Origin of the sequence: Pseudomonas sp. B19(2017), assembly GCF_002113165.1 — a bacterium.
Lineage (GTDB): Bacteria > Pseudomonadota > Gammaproteobacteria > Pseudomonadales > Pseudomonadaceae > Aquipseudomonas.
Genome location: NZ_NEJR01000007.1, coordinates 213,355 through 235,187 on the forward strand (window position 1 = coordinate 213,355; position 21,833 = coordinate 235,187).

Sequence of the window (21,833 nt, forward strand, 5' to 3'; positions counted from 1 at the left end):
CCGGAGAACAATAATGACAACTCAAAACAAGGCCAAATGGCTCAGATTCCTGATCCTCATCCTCGGTGGCGGCACCATTTACAAGTTGGCGAACCTCAAGGATGCGTTCTATGTCCCCATGCAGGAATTCATGGGCCTGAACCACACTGAAATCGGCATGCTGTTGAGTGCCAACGCGATCATCGCGACTGCACTGTTTGTGGTTGGCGGCCTGCTCGCCGATCGCTACGACACCCGCAAACTGATCCCCCTCGGCCTGATCGGGACCGGAAGCCTTGGGTTGTACCTGGCAACCTTTCCGCCCTTCAGCAGCCTGCTGATCGTGTTCAGTCTGTTGGCCGTCTGTGCCGACTGCCTGTTCTGGCCATCGCTGCTCAAAACCATCCGTAAACTGGGTGACGATCAGGAGCAAGGCCGGTTGTTCGGCCTGCTGGAAGGCGGGCGTGGCGTGGTTGATACGCTGGTGGCCTTTTCCGCACTGGGCGTGTTCGTCGCCATGGGGTCGGGCGAAACCGGCCTGAAGTCGGCGATCCTGTTCTACTCGGTCATCGACATTATGGCGGGCACCCTGACCTGGCTGCTGCTCAAGGGCGGCAACGCGCAATCGGCCGCCAAGCCGAAAAACGGCCTGGCGAACCTGATGGAAGCGATCAAGGTACCCGGTATCTGGTTGGTCAGTCTCAACGTGTTCATGGTCTACATTGTCTACTGCGGCCTGACCTATTTCATTCCCTACCTCAAGGAAATGTATGGGTTGCCCGTGGCGTTGGTCGGCGCCTACGGCATCATCAACCAATACTTCCTGAAAATCTTCGGCGGGCCTGCCGGGGGTTTCATTGCCGACAAGCAGTTCAAGAGCACCAGCCGTTACCTGAAGTGGGCATTTCTGGCGCTATTGCCGCTGATGGGCGTGATCATGCTGATTCCTAAAAGCCCGGGCTTCATCTATGCGGGGATGGCGGCCACCCTCTCCTTCGCCCTGATTGTGTTCTCGATGCGCGGCGTGTTCTGGGCGCCCATGGGCGAAGTCGGCATTCCCCAGCACATCACCGGCTCGGCCTTCGGCATCGGTTGCCTGATCGGTTATGCACCCGGCATGTTTGCCTACGTCATCTATGGCGCGATCCTGGACCACTTCCCTGGTCAACAGGGCTACAACTATGTGTTCATCCTGATGAGCATACTGGCCATTGCTGGCTTCATGGTGTCCAGCCGGCTCTATCAAGCGGTGCGCAAAAAAACCATGCCCACTGGCGGGGTCAGCGCGGTACAAGCCTGATCAATGAACCGGAGAGCCTAGAACTCCACCTTGCCCCGCCCCGCCTTGACAGTGCTGCGCCTGGCTTTGCCTTCAAGGCGGCGGGTTTTCGAGCCTAGGGTCGGCTTGGTGGGGCGGCGTTTCTTCTCGGTCTTGCCGGCAGCGATGATCAACTCGGCAAGACGCGCAAGCGCGTCAGCGCGGTTCTGCTCCTGGGTGCGGTATTGTTGTGCCTTGATGACCAATACGCCTTCGCCGGTGATGCGACTGTCACGCAGCGCCAACAGCCGCTCTTTGTAAAACTCGGGCAGCGACGAGGCGGGAATGTCGAAGCGCAGGTGCACGGCGCTGGACACCTTGTTGACATTCTGCCCACCCGCGCCTTGCGCGCGGATGTAGCTCAGTTCGATGTCGGCATCTGGCAGATGCACGTTATTGGAGATGGTCAGCATGGCATGGCCCTTGTGATTCCCCTCCATTATCACAGCCTTCGCCGCTCGCCCACAGAACAAAATACGGTTGGGCCCACACTGATCGAGGCACCCCACTCCGCCATTGCCGTTAGCCTCGATATCTGCCGCCTTCTGAAGCCTCTTGCATAATGCAACTATGCTAGGTCTGCTACCCGAACGGACTGAGCAGATCGAGCCTTCCGTCCATACGTCATGGCAAAACAATGGTAATACGATTGATCCGCTTGTGTTGGATTGGCCATTGAAGCATCTCAAGGCAAGGCTGCCGGAGGTCTAAAGTTGCGAATCGCTTTTCTGGTGAACCGGGACGTTGAGAGCAATCTCACCCTGAATTACCTCTTACCCGAGATTCACGAGAGCACAGTGGGCATATTCCTCTCGGAAAGAGTGGGGTCGGCCAGGAAGGTGCCACCCATGCTCGGACAACTGGCATTGATCGAGCAGGACTTCTTCAATGCCTTGCCCCCTGGGTTAGTCAGATCGAGCAACCAGGTCAGCAGCGGGCTTCGATTCGGTTTTGCTGAGCTGCAGCAACGCTTTGGGGTTCCTGTACGGGTATTGCCCAGCTTGAGGGATCCCGCGGGCCTGCAAATGCTGCAGGATGCGGGGGCGGATTTGTTCATCTCGATCCGCTTTGGTCAAATCCTGAATAATGAAGCGTTGGCAATTCCGTCACGTGGCGTCCTCAATCTTCACTCTGGCCTCTTGCCTCAGTATCGAGGTGTTCTCGCGACCTTCCGGGCGCTGTTGAACGGGGACCCGGAGATCGGCTGTACGCTCCATTGGATCGACAGCCCCGGCATTGATCTTGGTCGCATCATTGAGACTGCCCGGGTGGCAGTCGAAAAGGAGCACTCCCTCCTGTGGCACATCCTTTCACTTTATCAACCAGGCGCGCGTCTCATCATGAACGCAATCAGGCGCCTGGAGCGCGATGAGCCTATGACGGGGACGCCTCAGGATCCATCTGCCGGGGCCTACTACTCCTTTCCCGGCGAGGATGACCTGATGCAGTTCACGACATTGGGGTGGCGGCTCTTCGATCGCGAGGACGTTTGGGAGCTTTTCGAATCGTACGGATTTCCGTTGCGGACAAATATTCTCTAAGAACTCAACGGCCGCGCTTCGCGAACACGCAGGCATGCCAGGATGATGCATGCAGCGCCATCACATCAGGCAATAGAGTTCGGTAACCTGCGCCACAATCTCTCCCTTGGCATCATAGAGCCTCGCCTCTGGCGTCATGGCCATGGAGCGGGCCTCCAGTACATAGCGTTGCCCTGCCTTGAAATTCGCGTAGTCGATGGTCAGGTAGCATTGCCTTACCGTGCTGCCACCCATCAGGCTGATGCCACCACCGCCATTGACTTCGTAGTCGAACCTGACGACCAATTCATGGCTGCCGGGGCTGACCTCAAAGAAGCGACCGTCGCGCAGGCGCTGTTTGTCCAGGCGTTCGGCCAACAGTACACGGTCATTAGGGAATGGTATCGAAAGATCGACCCAAGCCATCTGCGGATTCGCAGCGGGCAGCGGCGCCTGACAACCCTCAAATGCAACGATCGCGAACAACAGTGTCAGCTTGCGCATGGTAGTTCCCCAAAGCCTACTGGGCTAACTATTGAGGATAACCCCTACAATTACTGATGTGCCCATGAAGGGACGACCGAAGCCCCTCGTTTGGCTTCATGCGCATGCTTGGTTCACGCCGCCCCTTCTCGTATGATCGTTGCAATCTGATTTGGAACGGATTTCGTGAAGTCGTTACCTGGAAATGTCCCAACTGCCCCCGCTGCCCCCAAGGACGTGAAATGGAGCGCGAGTGAGGCTGCAAACCAGCTCTCATGGGACGACCTGCGGATCATCAAAACGCTCAGTGAGTGTGGCAATCGCGCTGCCACGGCCAAGAAGCTCGGCATCAACGTTTCCACCGTTTCCCGCAGGGTCTCCCAGGTTGAAAAGACACTTGGCGTAGCCTTGTTCGACCACCGCAAATCAGGCTATCTGCTCACCCTCGAGGGTGCGGAATTACGTGCCCTCGCCGAGCGCGTGGAGCTGGACATCGTCAGCGTGACGCGGCGTGTCTCACGTGCCGGCCAAGGGCCACTCGGCAAGCTTCGTATCACCACCAGCGACTCACTGCTGCTTTACTTCCTCACCCCCATCATCGCGGATTTCAAGGCCCTCAATGAAGGCATCACGATTGAGGTGCTGGTGGGCAACGAATCACTGAGCCTTGCGCGAGACGAATCGGATATTGCGGTTCGCGCGACCAGGAAACCCGCCGAAAGCCTGGTGGGTCGCAAACTGGCCACGATCGCCTGGGCGCCCTACGGCAGTAGCAACCATATAACGCCTGCTCCTCTGTTCACTGAAGGCCAGGCATGGGTTTCCTATTCCGCAGCGCTACGCGGGCTCAAGGCAACGAGCTATGTCGAAAACCGGGTCGCTGCCGAGTGCATCTCGTACCGCACCGACTCGGTTGCCGCCGCGAGTGCTGCAATCGCGGCAGGCCTGGGGGTGGGTTTTTTACCCTGCATGTTGGGTGATATCACGCCTGGGCTTGAAAGGGTCGGCCCGGTAATACCGGAGCTGCAGGATGAACTGTGGCTGCTGACGCACCAGGACATCCGCAGATCGTGGCGGGTCAAAGCCTTCATGACGTTCTGTGCAGCTGCCGTTGCCAACCAGAAGCCGTTGATCGAGGGCCAATGGGTACTCCCGGTCACGTAGCGCGAAACCGGGATTGCAGGTCACTCAGCGCGTGAGCCAAGTACCGCTTTGCAGGCGATTTCGATCAACTGTGGGCGCTGGGCAAGCCTCGAGACGCCAATGATGTTACTGGCGCATTGAGGCCGCTCCGTGCCGTACGCGGCCTTGCGCACCGTGCCGACCACGGCGAAGGCCGCGTCCATGTCCAGTACGTAAAGCGTCTCCTCCACGACATCTTCAAGCGTCGCGCCATACAGCGCCAGCAGCTTGGCGATATTGTCGTAGCAGGCGCGCATCTGGTCCCCCATTGAAGCGAAATCACAGGGCCTGCCGTCACGGTCCAACGGGGCCGGCGCGACCAGGTTCCCTTCTTCGTCGTGATTGAACTGGCCCGAAACGTAGATCTCGTTCCCTACCCGCCGTGCCTGCGTATACCCGTAAGTCTTCTCCCACGGAACGCCCCAATAGGCGGTTTGTTTGTTGAATGGTTGTGAAGCTGCCATCGCTTTCTCCTGGCGCAAACCGGATCAGGTAGACCCGCGTTTGCGTGCGAATGCTAGCAGCAGGATGAACAAGCAAAGGGCGCATTATTGCGCCTCCAAGAGCGCAAAAGTGCGCCACCGATTCCCGCTGCGATTGGCTATCTTGTGCTCGGACGCAAGCAACGGGCATCACTGAGGACGTCATCCAGTGCCTCAGCACAGTCTGCAAAAGGCAGGCGCCGTGACTTGTGCGATGACCATCAACCAGCTGACAGGGAACAAACATGAACAACCCAAAAACTGAAGTGCTGACCCCGTTCAACAGCCAACTGATCTTCATCGATCAGCAGCCACAGATGGCCTTCGGCGTTCAGAGCATTGATCGCCAGACACTGAAAAACAACACTGTGGGCCTGGCCAAGGCAGCCAGGATCTTCAATGTGCCTACCACCATCACGACGGTCGAGACCGAAAGCTTCTCTGGGCACACCTACCCCGAGCTGCTCGCCGTCTTCCCCGACGCTCCGTTGCTGGAGCGAACCTCCATGAACTCCTGGGATGACCAGAAGGTTCGAGATGCACTGAAGAAAAACGGTCGCAACAAGATCATCGTATCCGGCCTGTGGACGGAGGTGTGCAATACCACCTTCGCGCTGTCGGCGATGAACGATGCCGGCTATGAAATCTACATGGTTGCTGACGCCTCCGGTGGCACCACCAAGGAAGCCCACGATTACGCCATGCAGCGCATGATCCAGGCTGGCGTTGTTCCGGTGACCTGGCAGCAAGTGCTGCTGGAGTGGCAGCGCGACTGGAAAAACCGCGACACCTACGATGCCGTCATGGAGCTGGTGAAAGAACACTCCGGCGCCTACGGTATGGGTGTCGACTATGCCTACACCATGGTGCACAAAGCGCCAGAGCGCGTTCAGCACGGCCCAACCCTGGCCCCGGTTGCTGCCGCTGTCTGAGCATTGCCAGCCCCTGCATCCAGGGGCTGTTCATTGACCCGCTGATGGGTACGCCGGCTGGCTGAGCCAGGCCATCGAATCGAGCGTTATCGTCTGTAGCCCGCGCCGAGGCTGCAGTGGCCTGCTCTGCCCAGTCGAAACGTGCGTGCCCACTTGATTGATAAATGGATTGTATGAACAGTGATCACTGCACTGTGCTGGCGACTGTCGCACTGAAAACAACCGGCCTGCTCAAGCCCTGGCAAGTCACGACTGCCAAGAGGTTGATGCTGGAGAACCTGGATACCGGCATAACGGTTACGGAACTCGCCCAAGCCTGCTCGCTGTCGCGCAGCCATTTCACACGAATGTTCAGGGATACCCTGCAGGTGCCCCCGCAGCAGTGGATGCGTGAACAACGGTTGCGCAAAAGCAAAGAACTGCTGGGGGGCTCGGGAATGATGCTCGCCGAGATCGCACTGGAGTGCGGCTTCTGCGATCAGTCCCACTTCTGTCGAGCATTCGTGAAGGCCGAGGGAATGTCGCCGCAGGCCTGGCAGCGACAAGCGTCTGTTTAAACTGAGCCTATACCTGATCAGTGAGCACATTTGTACTCTTCTGCATCAAGCTTCTGGCCCATAGCAAAGCAGGAGGTTGGAGACACGGCGTCAAAGATCGAAAGCCCGGTGCAGCCCACCTTCCAGCGGCAACTCATAGGACTTTTTCACCGTCCGCACCACCAGCGTGGAGGAATAAGTGCGAATCGGAATATCCCGGTACGTGTCGAGAAAGCGATAGATATAGTCGGTGTACTCGGTGGCATCGCGAAACTTGGCAACCATCACGAAATCGAACTCGCCCGTCATCAGGTAACAGTCCTGAATCTCCGGGTGGCTGGCCAGGATGTGCTGCATCTTGCGGTCGATGTCGTTGCTGTCGCGGTCCAGTTTCACCAGAAAGAAGGCGGTCACCTGAATGCCCAGCTTGCGCTCGTCCAGTATCGCGACCTTGGCCTTGATGATGCCTGCGCTCTCCAGGCGCCTGATACGCCGGTAACAACTGGTTGAAGACAGCCCGACGCTGTCGCTCAGCAACTCCAGGTTCTGGCTGCAATCCTTTTGCAGCTTGCCCAGAATCTTCAGATCCATGGCGTCTGTCATTTTTCCCGTGTCTTCCCTGAAAAACTGCAATGAATCCGCCGCAAGGGCGGGCCAAATTGCACGATTCCCTGCGTGCCATCTCTTTACCATCAACTCAGCTTAGCAGCCCGGCCAGAGATGGCCTGCGGGGCGCATGGAGGGACCTTATGATCATCGCGAAACCGACCTGGGCCGCGGACATCCACGGCCTTTTTACCGCACCTTACTGGATCCCCGCCGCGCAGCGTGCCGCCGTGGCGGCCTCCTGGACCGGGTGCATGAACGCCTATTTCGTGTACCTGGACGACCCGGACTCGGTCAAAGCCTGGTCAGAAACCATCTACCAGCACCTGGCCTCGCGCAACATGCCGCTGACCCTCGACCAGCAGCAGTTCTGGCCGATCGACGCGCTGGAAACCTTCAGGTTATGGGTCAACCAGGGCTGGCGCCTGGACGCCAGTTCTCCCTTCGACCTGGCCGAACGCATTCCGCCACCGGACCTGCCCCAACCGGTCAAGCGGGTGAGAAAGGACATCCGCGCCCTCAGCCTTGAGGAGTTGAACCTATACCGCGCCCGCCTGGACGACGTGATGCAGGTGGGCGACCCCGACAGCGGTTCACCCTGGCAACGTTACGCCTACATCCACACCAACTGGTGCCTGCATTACCAGGAGGCATTTGCCCTCTGGCACCGGGCCTACCTGCTGTACCTGGAACAACTGATCGACTGCGCCATTCCCTACTGGGACTGGATGGCCGAGGATGCCAGCGTCGACGGCAGCCCACAGGCCGGCCTGCCCCAGGCGTTTCTCGATGAAACCTATGTGCATCCGCACACCGGCGAAACCCGGCCCAATCCCCTGCGTTACGCGGCCGCCAAGGATGGTTGTTCCAAGGTGTGCGCCGGTGGCGCAGTCAACGGGGTGGACTGCCGGTATGTGCAACGCGACCGGTTGTTCTACACCCACGGCGACGACTCGCGCGCGGATCGCACCCGCTTGTACGGCATGAGCCGCATTTTCCAGCAACAGGTGGTGGACGCCCTGAAGTTCACCACCTTCAGCCAACCACAGGGTGTGCCCGGTTATCCGTGGGCCAACATTCCGGTGTTCGACCCGCCCCAGAAGGACAGCCTGTACCCCAATCGTGCCCTCAACTTCGACGGCCTGTACGAGCAACCCCACGACAACTATCACGGCTGGATCGGCGGCGATATGGCCGACAACGCCTACACCGCCTTCGACCCGGTGTTCTGCTCCTACCACGCCAACATCGACCGCATGCTCGAGGTCTGGATCAGGGCCAACCCGGCGGCACAGTTCACCACCCAGTGCCTGCTGCAGCCGTTCGCCGGCCGCGACGCCACGCAGGTAACGTTCACCAGCGCCGACGCTTGGCGCTACACCACCCTCGGCGACATGGCCCAGGACAGCCGGCACATCGGTTACGACTACGGAGTGCCGGTGGCGCCGCAGTTTGGTGCGCCGAAGGGTGCCACCGGCGCCTGCTGCAAGCACAGCGCAAAAGCCGGTCCTGTCGCGGGCAACGCCGCAGGGCCCGGGCCGTGGGTGGTGTTCGATCACGTACGTTGCACCCACGACACTTATCTGATCGACGTCTTTCTTGACCAGCCCGACGCCACGGCGCAGCACGTCAGCGCCGACAACCCGCATTACGTGGGGCGTTTCAGCCGCATCGGCATGGGGCTGGTGGACGACAAGGGCAGGTGCATCACCCACGGAGTGTCGCGGGCACTGAATGCCGCCCGCAACGCCGCTGCACTAGGCCTTGGCCGCGGCGATGCGGTGCCCCTGTCGCTGGTGGTGACCCACCTCGACAGTGGCCGCGTGCTGACGCCTGACGAATACGCAACTCTGCCCGGTTTCACCGCCCAACTGGTGTGGGAAGACCCGCGCCAGACCCTCGCCGGCCCGCCCCCGGTCGCCGGCTGCTGCTCTGCTTCCACCTCACGCACACCAGGAGAACCGACATGAGCACGCCCTTCAAGCAGTTCACCTCGCCCGCCGGCCAAGCCCCCAAGGACTACAACAAGCTGGGCCTGGAAGACCAGCTGCCGCAGTTCGAAACCGACTGGAACAACAACCTCACCGGCTGGACCGAGTCGTCGATCATCGGCAACCCCTGGTCGGGCCTGAACGATGCGCCCCGCTCGGGTTACTACAACCCGCTGGTGGAAGGCTTCGGCGACGTGACCCCGCCGGCAATCACCTGGGCGCCTTTCCCCAACCGACTGTGGACGTTCTTCTACAACAATGGCACGGCGGTCATTCCGCAGCTGGGTGGCAAGGCCATGACCCTGGACCAGGTGATGGAGTTGGCCGACCATGGCCAGATCAGCCTCGACAACACCGTCTACAGGCTCTATGACCCGAACAAGCAAGGCAACCTGCTGCAACTGCCGGCCAAGCGCTGCCCGAGCATCGCCTGGAACGGCCCGTACAAGGATTTCTCGCCTTCCGGCCCACGGGGCTGGCTCGACGAATACTGCGAGTGGTCCATCGTGCGCGATGGCAACGGCAAAATGCGCAAGATCACCTTCACCTGTGAAAACCCGGCGTATTTCCTGACCATGTGGCGCATCGACCCGAATGCGGTGCTGGGCCTGTACCGCGAATACATCGACCCGAACGTGCGGCTCGAAGACCTGTACCTGCGCTATACCGAAGACGGCCCGACCGGCAAGGCCGGTGAGCCGGTCATCGATCCCACCACCGGCAAGCCGGCGTACGACACCGTCAACAAATGGAATGCCGGCACGGTCAGTGTGCCCGGCCAGTATGGCGGGGCAATGCACCTGACCTCCGGCCCCAATACCCTTAGTGCCGAGGTGTACCTCGCCGCCGCCGCCACCATCCTGCGGCCGGTCAGCAGCAGCCAGAACGCCCAGTCGCTGATCTGCTGCGCGCAGTACGGGCAGAACTACCGCAACTCCGACCCGCACATCGGTTTCATGGCCAACAGCACGGCGGTGAACAACCGCCTGTCGCTGACCAACCCGATTGGCCTGTACTTGCAACAACCCACCGACTTCAGTACCTGGAAGGGCCCGCAAGGCCAGGATGTGAGCCAGTACTGGCATATCACGCGCGGCGCGGCCAAGTCCGCGGCCAACGGTTCCGACCAGATCCTTCAGGCGGTGTTCGAAATACCGGAAAGCGCCGGTTTCTCGATCAACGAGGTCACCATCAACAAACAACCGGTCAACCATGTGTGGGTCATCGCCCAACAGTTGCTGGTGGGCCTGAGCGTCACCGTCAAGCCACTCGCCGCCACGCCTGCTTCCTACCCCTGCGTGCAGGACCGGGTGGCAGGCCTGCAACCCTGGCCGGTGCAGCTGCTGCCGTTGGACCTGTTCTACGGCAACTCACCCACCGACCTGCCCGCCTGGCTTGCCCCGGGCAGCAGCAACCAATTCGTGCTGGTGGTGCAAGGCGCCGACGAGAACACCACCGCAGAGAACGCCCGGGTGCAATTCTCCAACCCCGGGGTTACCGCGCAGGTCACCCAGTACCTGCCCGACGCAACTGCCATACCCGGCCAGACCAATACCGGCGGCACCCAGGCTTACATCCTGACGATCACGGTCAGCCCCACTGCCGCACCCGGCCTGGTGACGGTACGTGCGCTCAACCCGGACGAAGACGCCAACGTGAGCGCGGCAGACCACCCTTGGGAATCCGGCCTGGCGCTGGTGCCTGGCGCCTGAACCGCGCCACTCGCGCGACGCTACCGCCGCACCTTCGGGTGCGGCTTCCCAGCTTGCAAGGAGCGCAATGATGTCCAGCCTACGCTTGAGTCTTCTGTCGCTGCTAAGCGGCATTCTCCTGTGCCTGTCCGCCCAGCAAACAGCCACGGCGGCCACGCAGTCCGACGCCGATAGCTGTGTGCAGCAGCAACTGGTGTTCAACCCGGCCAGTGGCGGGTTCCTGCCGGTCAACAACTTCAATGCCACCAGCCAGGCGTTCATGAACTGCTTTGCCTGGCAGTTGTTCATTGCCCTGAACTGGCCGGTGAACCCCGGTTGGCCAGGCACTGCCAGCCTGGCCGGGGAACCCGACCTGAACAGCAGCCTGGCGCAGTTCGGGGTACCTGCCACACCGGGTCAACCCATGAGCGTGGCGCCGGTGTGGGCCAGCTACAAGGACGCCAACGACATCTTCCTGCCCGGCGCACCCACGCCCAGCGGCTGGGGCGTGCAAACCCTGGTACCGGCCAATTGCAGCACCCAGGGCAGCCTCAAGGCACTCAAGGTCGGCGCGCGCAAGTTCATGAACGCAACCTCCAAGAGCGCGATCAACGTCTTGCACGGTTTCCACCTGTCCAGCGGGACGCTGGCATCCAGCCCCGACCCGTTCATGGAGGCGTCTGGCGGCTGGCTGACAGACCAGTCGGGCAACCTGGTGTTTTTCGAACGCAAGGTGGGCAAGGCCGAATTCGACTACATCGTCGACAACGGCCTCTACGACGCGGCCAACCAGCTGAAGGTCGCGCAAAACCAGGACGGCAAGTCCCCGGCGGGGCTGTCGCTGCCCGCCGGCGAACCGATGCGCTCCCTGCCTGCCGCCCCGGTCCCACAGGAGCAACTGGGGGCGATCGAAGTCAAAGCCGCCTGGCGGGTGCTGACCGGCAAACCCGAGCTGTTCGGGCGCTACCTGACCACCGTCGCCTGGCTCAAACGCCCCGACACGCTGGCCTGCACCCAGGAAGTGGTTGGCCTGGTGGGCCTGCATATCATCAACAAGACCCAGGCTTCGCCCAACTTCATCTGGACCACCTTCGAGCAGGTGGACAACGTGCCCGAACCGGCCCAGGCCCCGCCGCAACAAACCCCGCCGAACGGGTTTGCCTTCAACAACCCCGACTGTGGCAGCGGCCCCGAGTGCACACCGAACCAGGCCCGTATCCAGTGCAAGCAACACCACCCCGACAAGGAGTGCACCGATCGCTTCCCACGCGACCAGCCGGTACAGACCACCCGCGAACACCCCGTGCCCGGCGACCTGCAAGCGCTCAACAGCGCGGTACAAGCCAACTTCGCGCAGCACAGCCAAGGCCAGTCGGTGTTCCAGTACTACAAGCTGATCAACGTACTCTGGACCCTCGCCCCCAATCCGCCCAGTCCGGAACCGGGCGCCAACGCGCAAGTGCCGCTGTCATACGGGCCGTTCATAAGCCAGGGCAACGTGCCGGTGGCCAATACTACCCTGGAGACCTATGTACAGGGTGATGACTGCAACCAGTGCCACCAGTACGCGACGATTGCCGGCAGCCCGTCGTTGGCCTCGGACTACTCTTTCCTGTTCAACAGTGCCGATTCCGCCAGCAACAAAAGCCTGATCAAAAGCGTCAAAGCCTTCGAAACCCTCAAGGACCTCCCCTGAACCGCAACAGGGGCGATCACCGATCGCCCCGCACAGGGCCTTGTCAGCCGCCAGCTCCAGTGCCGTTCAGCTACGTTCCTGCCCGCACACCAGAATTTCGTATCCCCAATATTAATGCGTTTGGTCAGCTTGCCGGATATTCCGTGCATACCGCACGAACAGGTGCGGGTCATAACAGTACACACAGAGCTTCCTGTGTCTGACCCGAGGTAAGCGATCATGGCTAACAATCAGGACAAGGGCGGCAACCAAGGCAATGCTGACACCGGCATGGGTAACAAAGCCGGTACTGGCCAGCAAGGCGGCCAGGGTTCGGGCGGTCGGATGCCCGGTCAACAGCAGCAAGGCGGCAGCCAGTCCGGGCAAAAGCCTGAGGACAAGATGAACAAGGACTGGGAACGTTCCCGTGACAGCGGCAGCCAAGGCGGCCAACCTGCGACTGACAAGCAGGACCGGAACCTTGCAGACAAGGAGCCCATGGGCGGTCAGCAAAACCGGACAGATGATCAGCAGTGGGACAAAGATCGCTGATCAGCAGCACGGGCATCAGGGTGAGTTCTGCCCTGGTGCCACCTCCATCGTACGGGAGGCTCCTCATGAACAGTTCCAGAGAGCGTCATTCGACGGTCATTTGCCTGCAAGCAGGACGCATCCTTTTCGTGCGCAAGCAAAGCGCTGAATGGTCCTTGCCAGGTGGGAAAATCGACCCGGGCGAGCATCACCTGGATACAGCGCAGCGCGAGCTGATGGAGGAAACGTGTCTACCCTTCAATGGTGCTCGATTCCTCAACCATTATGTGATCGCAGGCGAAGAGCACTACCTCTATCAGTTGCCTGTTGAACCTGGAGCAGAACCTGCTGCAGCTCACGAGATCGTGGAGTGTCGCTGGTTTACGGCGCCTGAACTGCACAAAGTTCACGTAAAGCCGTCCAACCTCGAGCTGCTTGAACGTGAGCAACTGCTGCCTGTGTAGTAGATCAGACCCGCCTGGCATCCCTTCGCACGGCTTGAGGCGGGACGCCGAATCCACGCATGAACACCTCGCGCATATGCCGACGGTCCCTGAACCCGGTTTCCTTCGCCACCACGTCCAGGCTGTGGCGGCTCTGCTCGATCATCAAACGGGCGGCCTCAAGACGCAGGCCTTCCACCGCCTTGGCCGGTGACTGACCTGTCTCGGCAGTGAACACGCGGGTAAATTGCCGAGGGCTCAGATGCACGGACTCTGCAAGCTCTTCGACAGTCAATGGACGATTCAAATGCTTGCGCGCGTAATCCAGGGCGTTCTGAATCCGATCAGACTTTGGCGAAAGCGTCAGCAACTCGGAATGCTGCGATTGCCCACCAGAGCGGCGCTGATGCATCACCAGCTTACGCGCCACTGACCTGGCCATGTCGGTCCCCAGATCCTTTTCCACCATGCCCAGCGCCATGTCCAGTGCGGCCGTCATTCCGGCGGACGTCCAGATCTGGCCGTCCACAATGAAGATTCGGTCTTCTTCCACTTCGATCTTCGGGTGCAGTTCACGCAGCTTTTTCGCGTAGGCCCAGTGTGTCGTGGCCCGCCGGTTATCCAGCACGCCGGCCTGGGCTAGCACGAAACAGCCGGTACACAGGCCTGCGATGCGGCGTGCGCCGTCGACAAAGCCTCGAACGCTGGCCAGTACCTCCTCGCTTGGCGGAGTCAGCGGGGTCAGGGTCCCCGTGATCATCCAGGTATCAGCCAAACCAGGCGCTCCCAACGGCAGCGTGTCCATGTACATGCCCAGGGAAGAACGCACCGTGCCACCGCCGACGGAAAAATTCTGGATCTTGTAAACCGTTTCGCCCGCGACAATATTTGCGAACTCGAACACGGCCTGCGTCGCCAGGGACATGATCTGGAACCCTTCGGTGATGAGGTAGCCGACCCGGTGCATGGTTTGTGCTCCACAATTCGATGTCCGGAAAACGTACCATATGTGTCGTTTAAGACAAGCACGACCTTCTGCATCATGGGCTGCACAACCAAACAACGGAGCATGACCATGAAACAGCAATTCAAAGGCACAGCGCTCATCACCGGTGCCTCTACCGGCATCGGTTCGATCTACGCAGAACGCTTGGCACGTCGGGGTTACGACCTGGTGCTGGTCGCCCGCAACCGGGAACGCCTCAACACCTTGGCCAGCCGGCTGACAACCGAAACCCGACAGAACGTGGAGGTGTTTCCGGCAGACCTGGCAAACACCGATGACCTGGCCAAGGTAGAACGCAAATTGCGCGAGGATGCCAGTATCAGCCTGCTGGTGAACAACGCAGGCATAGGCACTCACACCAGCCTGCTGGAAAGTGATGTCGAACGCATGGCTGAAATGATCACCCTCAACATCATCGCCCTCACCCGCCTCACCTACGCGGCCATCCCAGGCTTTGTCGCCCGCAAGCAAGGCGCCCTGATCAACATCTCGTCCATTGTCAGCCTGGCGCCGGAACTGCTCAACGGTGTGTACGGTGGCAGCAAGGCGTATGTCACCGCCTTTACCCAGTCCCTGCACAAAGAGCTTGCGGACAAAGGCATCAGGATCCAGGCCGTGCTGCCAGGGGCTACCGCCACCGATTTCTGGCAGATCGGCGGCTTGCCAGTCGAAAACCTCGATCCGGGCATCGTGATGTCGGCCCAGGACCTGGTCGACGGTGCCCTGCAGGACTTTGACGACGAGGTGCTGATCTCGATCCCTTCGATGCACGACCTGGAGTCCTTCGAACGCTACGAAGCCAGCCGACACGCCTTGTTCGGCCAACTGTCCAGCAATCGGCTGGCCCCGCGTTACCGGGCCAGTTGATCAGGATCGCTAACGCCAGCATGGGTAAAGCTGTGGGCCTTTCAACCAGGGCCACAGCCACCCGATTATCAGCAAAAGGCCGTAACTGTTCCGGCATCTACCTGGCTTTTCAGGAATCTCGACGCGACCAGGCAAAAAGGATTTCAGCGCTCCGCTGTGGTCAGAACAGTAGATCGCAGTGGAGATAACACCATGAAATTCGCGCTGTTCTGCCAGTGGCTCGCCAAGCACGCCGGTAAACCCACTACTTTTCTGATCGCCGTGGTACTCATTACCCTGTGGGCTGCCTCCGGGCCCTGGTTTCACTACAACGATACCTGGCAACTGATCGTTAACACGTCTACGACCATTATCACTTTCCTGATGGTTTTCCTGATTCAGAACACCCAGAACCGGGACAATGACATCATCCACGTGAAGCTCGACGAACTGATTCGCGCCACAAAGTCTGCAGAGCAATCAGTACTGGATCTCGAATCACTCGACAACCGGGAGATCCACCAACTGCGCAAGGCGTATCAGGCGATGGGCACAGACTGCGAAACGCCCCAACAGCCGCCTCGCGCGCAGCAGGCCGACGATGCCGCTCGGGACAACCTGCAGCGCTAGAGGCTTGTAGGGTCGTTGGCTTCGTGACATTCGTCCTGGCGGCCCAGCAGAAACTCGGTCAACGTTTCAGCACAGGCTGAGATGCCATCCAGCAGTACCATCTCGAAGCCATGGGTATTCTCGGTCGGGATCGCAATGCAGCCCGCCCGGGCGGCGATCCCGGCGCTCAATACCGCACTCGCATCCGACGCGAAGTCGACGAGCAATGCCGCCTGCGGCGCATAACCTGCCCTGCGGCCAGCGGCGATCAGGCCTTGTACCACGGTGCGGCTGTAGTAGCCCTTCTGGTCACCGGTATTGATGATCGGGTCGACCGATAGCTCCGTACCATACTCATCCAGCACCGGGCCGACCTCGACGGCAATGGTGGTGTCGCCGGGCAACCGGGACGCGGCGTACATGGCACCGGCATTCGACTCCTCCTCCAGCGTGGTGAGCACGAACCAGACATCCTGCTTCAACGCCGCTCGCCTTTCACTCAGCAGCTGCGCGCAGAGGATGACAGCGCTGATGGGCGCACGGTCATCGAGAAAGTGAGCGGCAACACAGTCCTGTACCTTGAATGGCCGGCGCCAGTGCTGGCTGAGCACGACCCGGGTGCCCGGTCGAACCCCCGACTTCTGAAGCTCCTGCCTGGTCCTGCGCGTAACGACATGCACGTCCTTCCACTGGACATTTCCCCGCCAGCACATCGCTCCCTTTGGCAGTCCGACCACTACTGTGCATCGAGCCATAGGACAGCACGCCAGGCAGGATCTGTTCATCGCCCAGGATATCGACAGGGCAGACACCAAAGCTGATCGGTTGCGCTCCCCCGAGGGCAAGAACCTCCAGTGTGCCGTTCTCGTGAACGTTCTTGACGATCATGGCGATTTCATCGAGATGGGCCATTACACGTATGGCTGTCTGAGGATTGCATGCAAGCCCGGCGCGAATGACTCCCACCACGTTGCCAGCAGCGTCTATGTGCGTGTCATCGCAGAGCCTGCCGAGCTCGCGCAGGCAAATGGCGCGCACCTCATCCTCTTGTCCCCCTGGCCCCCGGGCATTGAGGAGTTCGGTCAACAATGCGTCGATCTTCAAAACAGAGCCTCCCATATTCAAGCTGCAAGCGGTTGACCTGCACACATGCCAGCCCCCTGCCTGGCAGAGGGCTGGCAACGCACATTCCGCGGATCAGGAGTTGAAGCCCAACCCTGAGGAAAGGTCGGCCTCTCCAGACCTGCGCTCTGCCTGTGTCGACGCCGTATCACTTGCCTGATCGAGCGACGCTTCAACCGACGCCTTCACCTCCTGCCCCTTGGCCTTGAGCGTGTCGGTCAAACGGTCACTGCTGGCCCCCATCAATTGGTCTTCCTTGTGGGTACTGGGCAGCGATGCCCCCAATGCCGCACCCAGTGCGATCCCCAAAGCGGCCAATACCAGAGGTTGCTCCTGAAGCAGGTGGTCGAACTGGACCTTCAGTGCCGTGGCCTGATCGGTAGCCTTGTGTGCCGAATGGCGCAGGGTGTCCGCGGAAGCTCCCATGGAGTCGCGGGCGCCGCTGCCCAGTTCACTGGCCCGATCGCGCATGTCATGGGCTTTCATGCGCACCTTCTGGCTGGCGTCGTGCACTGCCTCCCCCGCCTGCGCGAAAGCGCCTTTTACCGTGTCCACCGCGTCGCCGAGCTTTTCGCCCAACCCCGGCCCAGGGTGCGCAGGCCCGGGGTTGAAGGGGCGGTTCTGGTTCAGGCCCAGCCATGCCAGGCCCAGCACCGTCAGGGTGGCGGGTACAGGGTTGTTCTTCAGGGTAGTGCCCAGATTCTGGAAGAACTCGCCGCCATTGCCTTTGGCATACGCCAGGACTCGGTCGACCATCTGGCCCGGGCTCAGGCGCTGCTCGAGGGCGTCCACCAGGTCGCTGATGTGCTCGCGCTTGGCGTTGATTTCCTGTTCGAGCAGGTCAGGGTCTTTATGCGCTTCGTGTTCGAAGGAGGTGGTCATGGCAGTTTCCTCTTCAGCGTGTCCTTGTCCTGCTGCATGGCATGCAAGGTACGGTCAGGCGCCAGATGCGTGGGTTCGAACTGCTTCTTGCCCGACTGCAGCATGATGAACCCGATCACCACGGTGATCGCGCCCACGATCAAGGCTGCGAGCCAGGGTTCGACCACCAGCGCCAGGGCATAGACCGCCGCCAGCAGGAGCATCACGAAGCCTGCCAGGATGACTATCGCGCCGGCTGCAACCGCCGCCGTGCCGGCCTTGAGGGTGGCGAGGTTGTGCTGCAGCTCGGCCTTGGCCAGCGCCAGCTCCTTGCTGAACAGTTCGGGGACTTCACGCATCAGCTGGCGCAACAGCCCGCCAACACCTACGGCTTCCTCTTCCGTGGTGTGCATGCCTGGAGTGGTATGCAAGGGGTCTCTGTTCATCATTCACCTCCTTTGAGTGGATCGTGCCCGAACGGGCTGCCGCTGACCGGCGTGCCAGCACCAGGGCCGATAGGGTCGACGGGGGTATAAGGTTCGCGGGTGGATACATCGCTGCCACGATCGGGCGTCACAGCCTGCGATGGTTGGGGCTGGTGCGAATCACTGGAAGAGGCGGCGGCACCGGGCTCATGGCTGGCGCTGGCGCGCATGAAGCGCGACACGGCGAACCCGACGGCCACACTACCGGCCAGGAACAGCGCCGGGTTGCTCCGCGCCAACCGGGCACCGCGTTGCAACAGGCTCTCGGCGCTTTCGTGGCGTACCTGCTCGGCGAACTCGCCCACGCACTCTGCAGCCTGGTTCAGGTAATGCGACAGCCCCAGGCTGTCATTACCCTGCAGCGCAGCGGCGGCCGAGCGTGCACCTTCCTCGATTGAGTCAAGCTGATCGGCTGCGCTATCGCGGTACTGCTCGAACTGCTCACTGCCTTTCTGCCTGGCCTCGCCAAGCAGCGCAGCGGCTTCATCGCCCATGGCATGATCTCGGGTGCTGCCGGGTGGAGACGTCGAGCTTTGATTGGTCTTGTCCATCGTTACGCCCTCGAAGCTGATTGATGAGCGAATGCGCCTTTCAACGGCATTCATTCGAGGGACGCAGGTGAGGCGCCGGGAGTTCAGCGTTTGTGATCTATGACATTTGCCTGGGGGACCAAACAAACCGGCGCAATCAACCATCAGCGCTGCAACCGGAGCAATGGCTTTGAATGCGAGGCCGAATCAAAGGCGGCAGCCAGTTACCACTGGATAACTTCACCTGAACTTTGCCCCATCGCATGGCTTCCCCTGCATAGATCATCACGGCCCATCCGCCTTTGCAGGAGTTGAATTCATGAGAGCACTGACTTATCACGGGGCACAGGACGTGCGCGTCGACAATGTTCCGGATCCGATCATCCAGGACGAGGACGACATCATCCTGCGGGTTACCGCCACGGCCATCTGCGGCTCTGACCTGCACCTCTACCACGGCAAGATCCCGCAGACCGAACCCGGCGACATCTTCGGCCATGAGTTCATGGGCATCGTCGAAGAGACCGGTCGCGCTGTTACCCATTTGCAGGTCGGTGATCGGGTGGTGATCCCTTTCGTGATCGCCTGTGGCAGCTGTTTCTTCTGCCAGCTCGAGCAGTTCGCCGCCTGCGAAACCACCAACACCGGCCGTGGCGCCATCCTCAACAAGAAGGGCATCCCGCCCGGCGCTGCATTGTTCGGCTACAGCCACCTGTACGGTGGCGTGCCCGGCGGGCAGGCCGATTATGTACGGGTCCCCAAAGCCAATGTTGGCCCATTCAAGGTGCCCTCCGCCCTGCCGGACGACAAGGTACTGTTTCTCTCGGATATCCTGCCCACAGCCTGGCAGGCCGTCACCAATGCGCAGATCGGCCAGGGCTCGACCGTGGCCATCTATGGCGCCGGGCCGGTCGGGCTGCTGAGCGCTGCCTGCGCGCGCATGCTGGGCGCCCAGACCATCTTCATGGTCGATGACAATGCCTACCGCCTGGCTTTCGCGCGCGATTCCTATGGCGTGGTCCCGATCAATTTCGAGCAGGACGACGACCCGGCCGACAGCATCATCCGCCTCACGCCCGGCATGCGTGGCGTGGATGCGGTAATCGATGCAGTAGGCTTCGAAGCCAAGGGCAGCACCACCGAAACGGTACTTACCGCGCTCAAGATCGAAGGCAGCAGCGGCAAGGCACTGCGTCAGAGTATTGCGGCTGTGCGCCGCGGGGGCATCGTCAGCGTGCCCGGGGTGTATGCAGGCTTCATTCACGGCTTTCTGTTTGGTGATGCCTTCGACAAAGGCCTGACCTTCAGGATGGGCCAGACCCATGTGCAGAAATTCCTCCCGGAGTTGCTTGAACACATCGAGGCCGGGCGCCTGCAACCAGAGCTGATCGTCACCCACCGCCTGGCCCTGGAAGAAGCGGCCATGGGCTACAAACTGTTCGACCAGAAACAGGACGACTGCCGCAAGGTGATCCTGGTGCCGGGCGCTGCGGCCGGCACGCTGGGTACGGGCTTTACAACAGGAGTAACCAGCCATGATTGACCCGGCTACCGGCATGAAGCCGGGCGAACGCTATCGCGTGGAAAACCTTGAGCGAGCACATCAGTTTCCGGGGTTTTTCCTCGACGGCAAATACTACCTGGGGCCTGAACTGCTCACCGCCATTGGCTGGCTCGAGGGGCAACGGTTCATCTATGACGAACTCGACGCCACCGGCGAGCCGGTTTTCCCCGGCCGCGCTGCAGGAGACATCGCTGACCTGACCCTCACCCTGGTCGACGGTACACGCCTGAAGATTTCAGCCATCGAACACTGGCCGCCCGAGTACAAGGCCAGACGCATCGAACAACCTGCCTCAGCCCCGGCTGAACCGAAACCCGGCCGCTCGCAACAGCCCGTACGCGGCATGCTCGTGGCAACCGCGCTGCTAGCCTTGGCGGGTTGTGTGTTGACAATGCTGCGCCGTAGACGGCGCTGAGCCATGCAGCGCGTGGCCCGGCGGCGTCATGCCGGGCCACGGTGCTCACGCCAGCTGGATGAACACAGCGTAGGTACCGAGGATTACCCAGAACACCAGGAATATCCACGGCGTACGCAGCGAGAACAGCAACGACTTGCGGTGCCCGGCCAGTGAGGTTTCCGCCTCACTGAACAGGGGCGATTCGTCATATGCCAGCCCCATCAATGGCTCGCTGCGCAGCAGGTGGCTCTGCTTCAGTTGCCAGTGCTCGATGATCTTGTAGGCTGCTCGAATACCCGGCCAGGCATTGAGTGAACTCAAAACGCCCAGCAAGGCGAGAAACGGCGGAACGACCAGCGTGAACATCTCGCCCCAGCTCTGGTTCAGGTTACCCATCGATGACACGAAGGCGATGACCAGAAAAGACTGCGCAGCGAGATAGGCGTCGGTGCGGTTGGCGAGGATGCTGGTCTCATACTGTATTTCGCAGCGGTAGAAATCCAGGCGCTCCTTTGGCGAACCGAACATGCGGGCGTTCTGCTCGCTGATTTCGTGTTCAGGGGTAGCTGGAGTGATGATTCGCGGCACGCGCTGGCTCCTGAAAGTGAGGATGATCGAGTCTCGAAACCTGAGCAGCGAATCCATGAGCGCAGGCCTGCCTGAAAACTGCAGACAGGCCTACTGCGCCTCCCGCTCAGCTACTGCCCGTACCGCTATTCGAGAATTTCTTTACATCAATGGGCGGAGCGACGAACTCGGGCCCTTCTCCTGACGCACGCCAGCGCACATTGTTGATGCCATAGCGTTCAGCCATCGGCCGGCTGACCTTCTTTATCGTGTGCTGGCCAAACCGCGGAATGATGCCTACCCCCGCGTCGCAACTTGCCCAGTGCCATGCCTCAGCGTTGTTCATACGCTCGAGCCGGATGATGAAGGTGCGATATTCCCCATGAAGCTCATACTCGATCACATACAACTGCTGTCCTGCCATTGGACTCTCCTTCGTCGATTCAGACTAATGGAGCGAGCCATGCGGAAAAAGAT

23 protein-coding genes and 2 pseudogenes are annotated in these 21,833 nt (G+C 60.7%); 14 read left to right on the plus strand and 11 right to left on the minus strand.

Annotation, left to right across the window (positions count from 1 at the left end):
* Positions 1-13 precede the first annotated feature (13 nt).
* Entirely contained in the window at positions 14-1,279 is a 1,266-nt protein-coding gene (locus CAF70_RS12905; RefSeq protein WP_085625126.1) for an MFS transporter, read from the plus strand.
* Between the two features lie 17 nt (positions 1,280-1,296).
* On the opposite strand, the gene arfB is transcribed toward CAF70_RS12905, so the two are convergent.
* Entirely contained in the window at positions 1,297-1,710 is a 414-nt protein-coding gene (gene arfB, locus CAF70_RS12910; RefSeq protein ID WP_085625186.1) for an alternative ribosome rescue aminoacyl-tRNA hydrolase ArfB, read from the minus strand.
* A 435-nt stretch (positions 1,711-2,145) separates the two neighbouring features.
* On the opposite strand from arfB, the gene CAF70_RS12915 reads away from it, so the two are divergent.
* The gene (locus CAF70_RS12915) at positions 2,146-2,838 is read left to right on the plus strand and encodes a formyl transferase (protein ID WP_256573286.1); all 693 of its coding nucleotides are present in this window, start codon (positions 2,146-2,148) and stop codon (positions 2,836-2,838) included.
* Between the two features lie 60 nt (positions 2,839-2,898).
* Here the strand turns inward: CAF70_RS12915 and CAF70_RS12920 are convergent, their stop codons facing one another.
* Complete coding sequence (locus tag CAF70_RS12920) at positions 2,899-3,321, minus strand: hypothetical protein (protein WP_085625130.1); 423 nt, start codon at positions 3,319-3,321, stop codon at positions 2,899-2,901.
* Positions 3,322-3,486: 165 nt separating this feature from the next.
* Here CAF70_RS12920 and CAF70_RS12925 point away from each other — a divergent pair, with 165 nt between their 5' ends.
* Positions 3,487-4,464, plus strand: coding sequence for a LysR family transcriptional regulator (locus CAF70_RS12925; protein ID WP_371915952.1), 978 nt, complete (start codon positions 3,487-3,489; stop codon positions 4,462-4,464).
* Between the two features lie 20 nt (positions 4,465-4,484).
* On the opposite strand, the gene CAF70_RS12930 is transcribed toward CAF70_RS12925, so the two are convergent.
* On the minus strand, positions 4,485-4,946 hold the full coding sequence (locus CAF70_RS12930; RefSeq protein ID WP_085625135.1) for a RidA family protein: 462 nt from the start codon (positions 4,944-4,946) through the stop codon (positions 4,485-4,487).
* A 263-nt stretch (positions 4,947-5,209) separates the two neighbouring features.
* On the opposite strand from CAF70_RS12930, the gene CAF70_RS12935 reads away from it, so the two are divergent.
* Together CAF70_RS12935 and CAF70_RS12940 are read left to right on the plus strand one after the other, a co-directional pair.
* Entirely contained in the window at positions 5,210-5,896 is a 687-nt protein-coding gene (locus CAF70_RS12935) for a hydrolase (protein WP_085625137.1), read from the plus strand.
* 173 nt (positions 5,897-6,069) lie between these two features.
* Positions 6,070-6,453, plus strand: coding sequence for a helix-turn-helix domain-containing protein (locus CAF70_RS12940; RefSeq protein WP_085625187.1), 384 nt, complete (start codon positions 6,070-6,072; stop codon positions 6,451-6,453).
* Positions 6,454-6,543: 90 nt separating this feature from the next.
* Here CAF70_RS12940 and CAF70_RS12945 read toward each other — a convergent pair whose 3' ends face one another.
* Positions 6,544-7,023 (minus strand): Lrp/AsnC family transcriptional regulator, encoded by a 480-nt coding sequence (locus CAF70_RS12945; RefSeq protein WP_085625139.1) that lies wholly within the window; start codon positions 7,021-7,023, stop codon positions 6,544-6,546.
* Between the two features lie 158 nt (positions 7,024-7,181).
* Here CAF70_RS12945 and CAF70_RS12950 point away from each other — a divergent pair, with 158 nt between their 5' ends.
* The 5 genes from CAF70_RS12950 to CAF70_RS12970 all read left to right on the plus strand — a co-directional run bounded on the left by CAF70_RS12950 (position 7,182) and on the right by CAF70_RS12970 (position 13,390).
* On the plus strand, positions 7,182-9,008 hold the full coding sequence (locus CAF70_RS12950; RefSeq protein WP_178076382.1) for a tyrosinase family protein: 1,827 nt from the start codon (positions 7,182-7,184) through the stop codon (positions 9,006-9,008).
* Positions 9,005-10,741, plus strand: a complete 1,737-nt coding sequence (locus CAF70_RS12955) for a hypothetical protein (RefSeq protein WP_085625141.1) — start codon at positions 9,005-9,007, stop codon at positions 10,739-10,741. Before CAF70_RS12950 ends, CAF70_RS12955 begins: the two co-directional genes overlap by 4 nt.
* Before the next feature lie 70 nt (positions 10,742-10,811).
* The gene (locus CAF70_RS12960; protein WP_085625143.1) at positions 10,812-12,416 is read left to right on the plus strand and encodes a hypothetical protein; all 1,605 of its coding nucleotides are present in this window, start codon (positions 10,812-10,814) and stop codon (positions 12,414-12,416) included.
* 219 nt (positions 12,417-12,635) lie between these two features.
* Positions 12,636-12,947, plus strand: a complete 312-nt coding sequence (locus tag CAF70_RS12965) for a hypothetical protein (protein ID WP_085625145.1) — start codon at positions 12,636-12,638, stop codon at positions 12,945-12,947.
* Between the two features lie 65 nt (positions 12,948-13,012).
* Positions 13,013-13,390, plus strand: coding sequence for an NUDIX domain-containing protein (locus tag CAF70_RS12970; protein ID WP_085625147.1), 378 nt, complete (start codon positions 13,013-13,015; stop codon positions 13,388-13,390).
* A 4-nt stretch (positions 13,391-13,394) separates the two neighbouring features.
* On the opposite strand, the gene CAF70_RS12975 is transcribed toward CAF70_RS12970, so the two are convergent.
* Complete coding sequence (locus CAF70_RS12975) at positions 13,395-14,336, minus strand: GlxA family transcriptional regulator (RefSeq protein ID WP_085625149.1); 942 nt, start codon at positions 14,334-14,336, stop codon at positions 13,395-13,397.
* Positions 14,337-14,444: 108 nt separating this feature from the next.
* Here CAF70_RS12975 and CAF70_RS12980 point away from each other — a divergent pair, with 108 nt between their 5' ends.
* Complete coding sequence (locus CAF70_RS12980; RefSeq protein WP_085625151.1) at positions 14,445-15,242, plus strand: SDR family oxidoreductase; 798 nt, start codon at positions 14,445-14,447, stop codon at positions 15,240-15,242.
* 192 nt (positions 15,243-15,434) lie between these two features.
* Entirely contained in the window at positions 15,435-15,851 is a 417-nt protein-coding gene (locus tag CAF70_RS12985; protein ID WP_085625153.1) for a low affinity iron permease family protein, read from the plus strand.
* Here the strand turns inward: CAF70_RS12985 and CAF70_RS12990 are convergent.
* The 4 genes and pseudogenes from CAF70_RS12990 to CAF70_RS13005 form a co-directional block, all read right to left on the minus strand.
* A pseudogene (locus CAF70_RS12990) lies at positions 15,848-16,949 on the minus strand (M42 family peptidase). The gene CAF70_RS12985 and the pseudogene CAF70_RS12990 overlap by 4 nt on opposite strands.
* A gap of 78 nt (positions 16,950-17,027) precedes the next feature.
* Positions 17,028-17,834 carry a DUF3618 domain-containing protein gene (locus CAF70_RS12995; RefSeq protein WP_085625155.1) on the minus strand — a complete coding sequence of 269 codons (807 nt, stop codon included), beginning with the start codon at positions 17,832-17,834 and terminating at the stop codon, positions 17,028-17,030.
* Positions 17,831-18,259, minus strand: a complete 429-nt coding sequence (locus CAF70_RS13000) for a phage holin family protein (protein ID WP_085625157.1) — start codon at positions 18,257-18,259, stop codon at positions 17,831-17,833. Before CAF70_RS13000 ends, CAF70_RS12995 begins: the two co-directional genes overlap by 4 nt.
* Entirely contained in the window at positions 18,259-18,849 is a 591-nt protein-coding gene (locus CAF70_RS13005; protein WP_085625159.1) for a hypothetical protein, read from the minus strand. The genes CAF70_RS13000 and CAF70_RS13005 overlap by 1 nt, the downstream gene beginning before the upstream one ends.
* 298 nt (positions 18,850-19,147) lie before the next feature.
* Here CAF70_RS13005 and CAF70_RS13010 point away from each other — a divergent pair, with 298 nt between their 5' ends.
* Positions 19,148-20,371: a zinc-dependent alcohol dehydrogenase gene (locus CAF70_RS13010; RefSeq protein ID WP_085625161.1), complete on the plus strand. Its 1,224-nt coding sequence runs from the start codon at positions 19,148-19,150 to the stop codon at positions 20,369-20,371.
* A pseudogene (locus CAF70_RS13015) lies at positions 20,364-20,744 on the plus strand (short chain dehydrogenase); the annotation flags it as partial. The gene CAF70_RS13010 and the pseudogene CAF70_RS13015, both read left to right, overlap by 8 nt.
* A gap of 108 nt (positions 20,745-20,852) precedes the next feature.
* Here the strand turns inward: CAF70_RS13015 and CAF70_RS13020 are convergent.
* Together CAF70_RS13020 and CAF70_RS13025 are read right to left on the minus strand one after the other, a co-directional pair.
* Complete coding sequence (locus tag CAF70_RS13020; protein WP_085625165.1) at positions 20,853-21,377, minus strand: hypothetical protein; 525 nt, start codon at positions 21,375-21,377, stop codon at positions 20,853-20,855.
* A gap of 106 nt (positions 21,378-21,483) precedes the next feature.
* Positions 21,484-21,780, minus strand: coding sequence for a DUF6555 family protein (locus tag CAF70_RS13025; RefSeq protein WP_085625167.1), 297 nt, complete (start codon positions 21,778-21,780; stop codon positions 21,484-21,486).
* Positions 21,781-21,833: the final 53 nt, after the last annotated feature.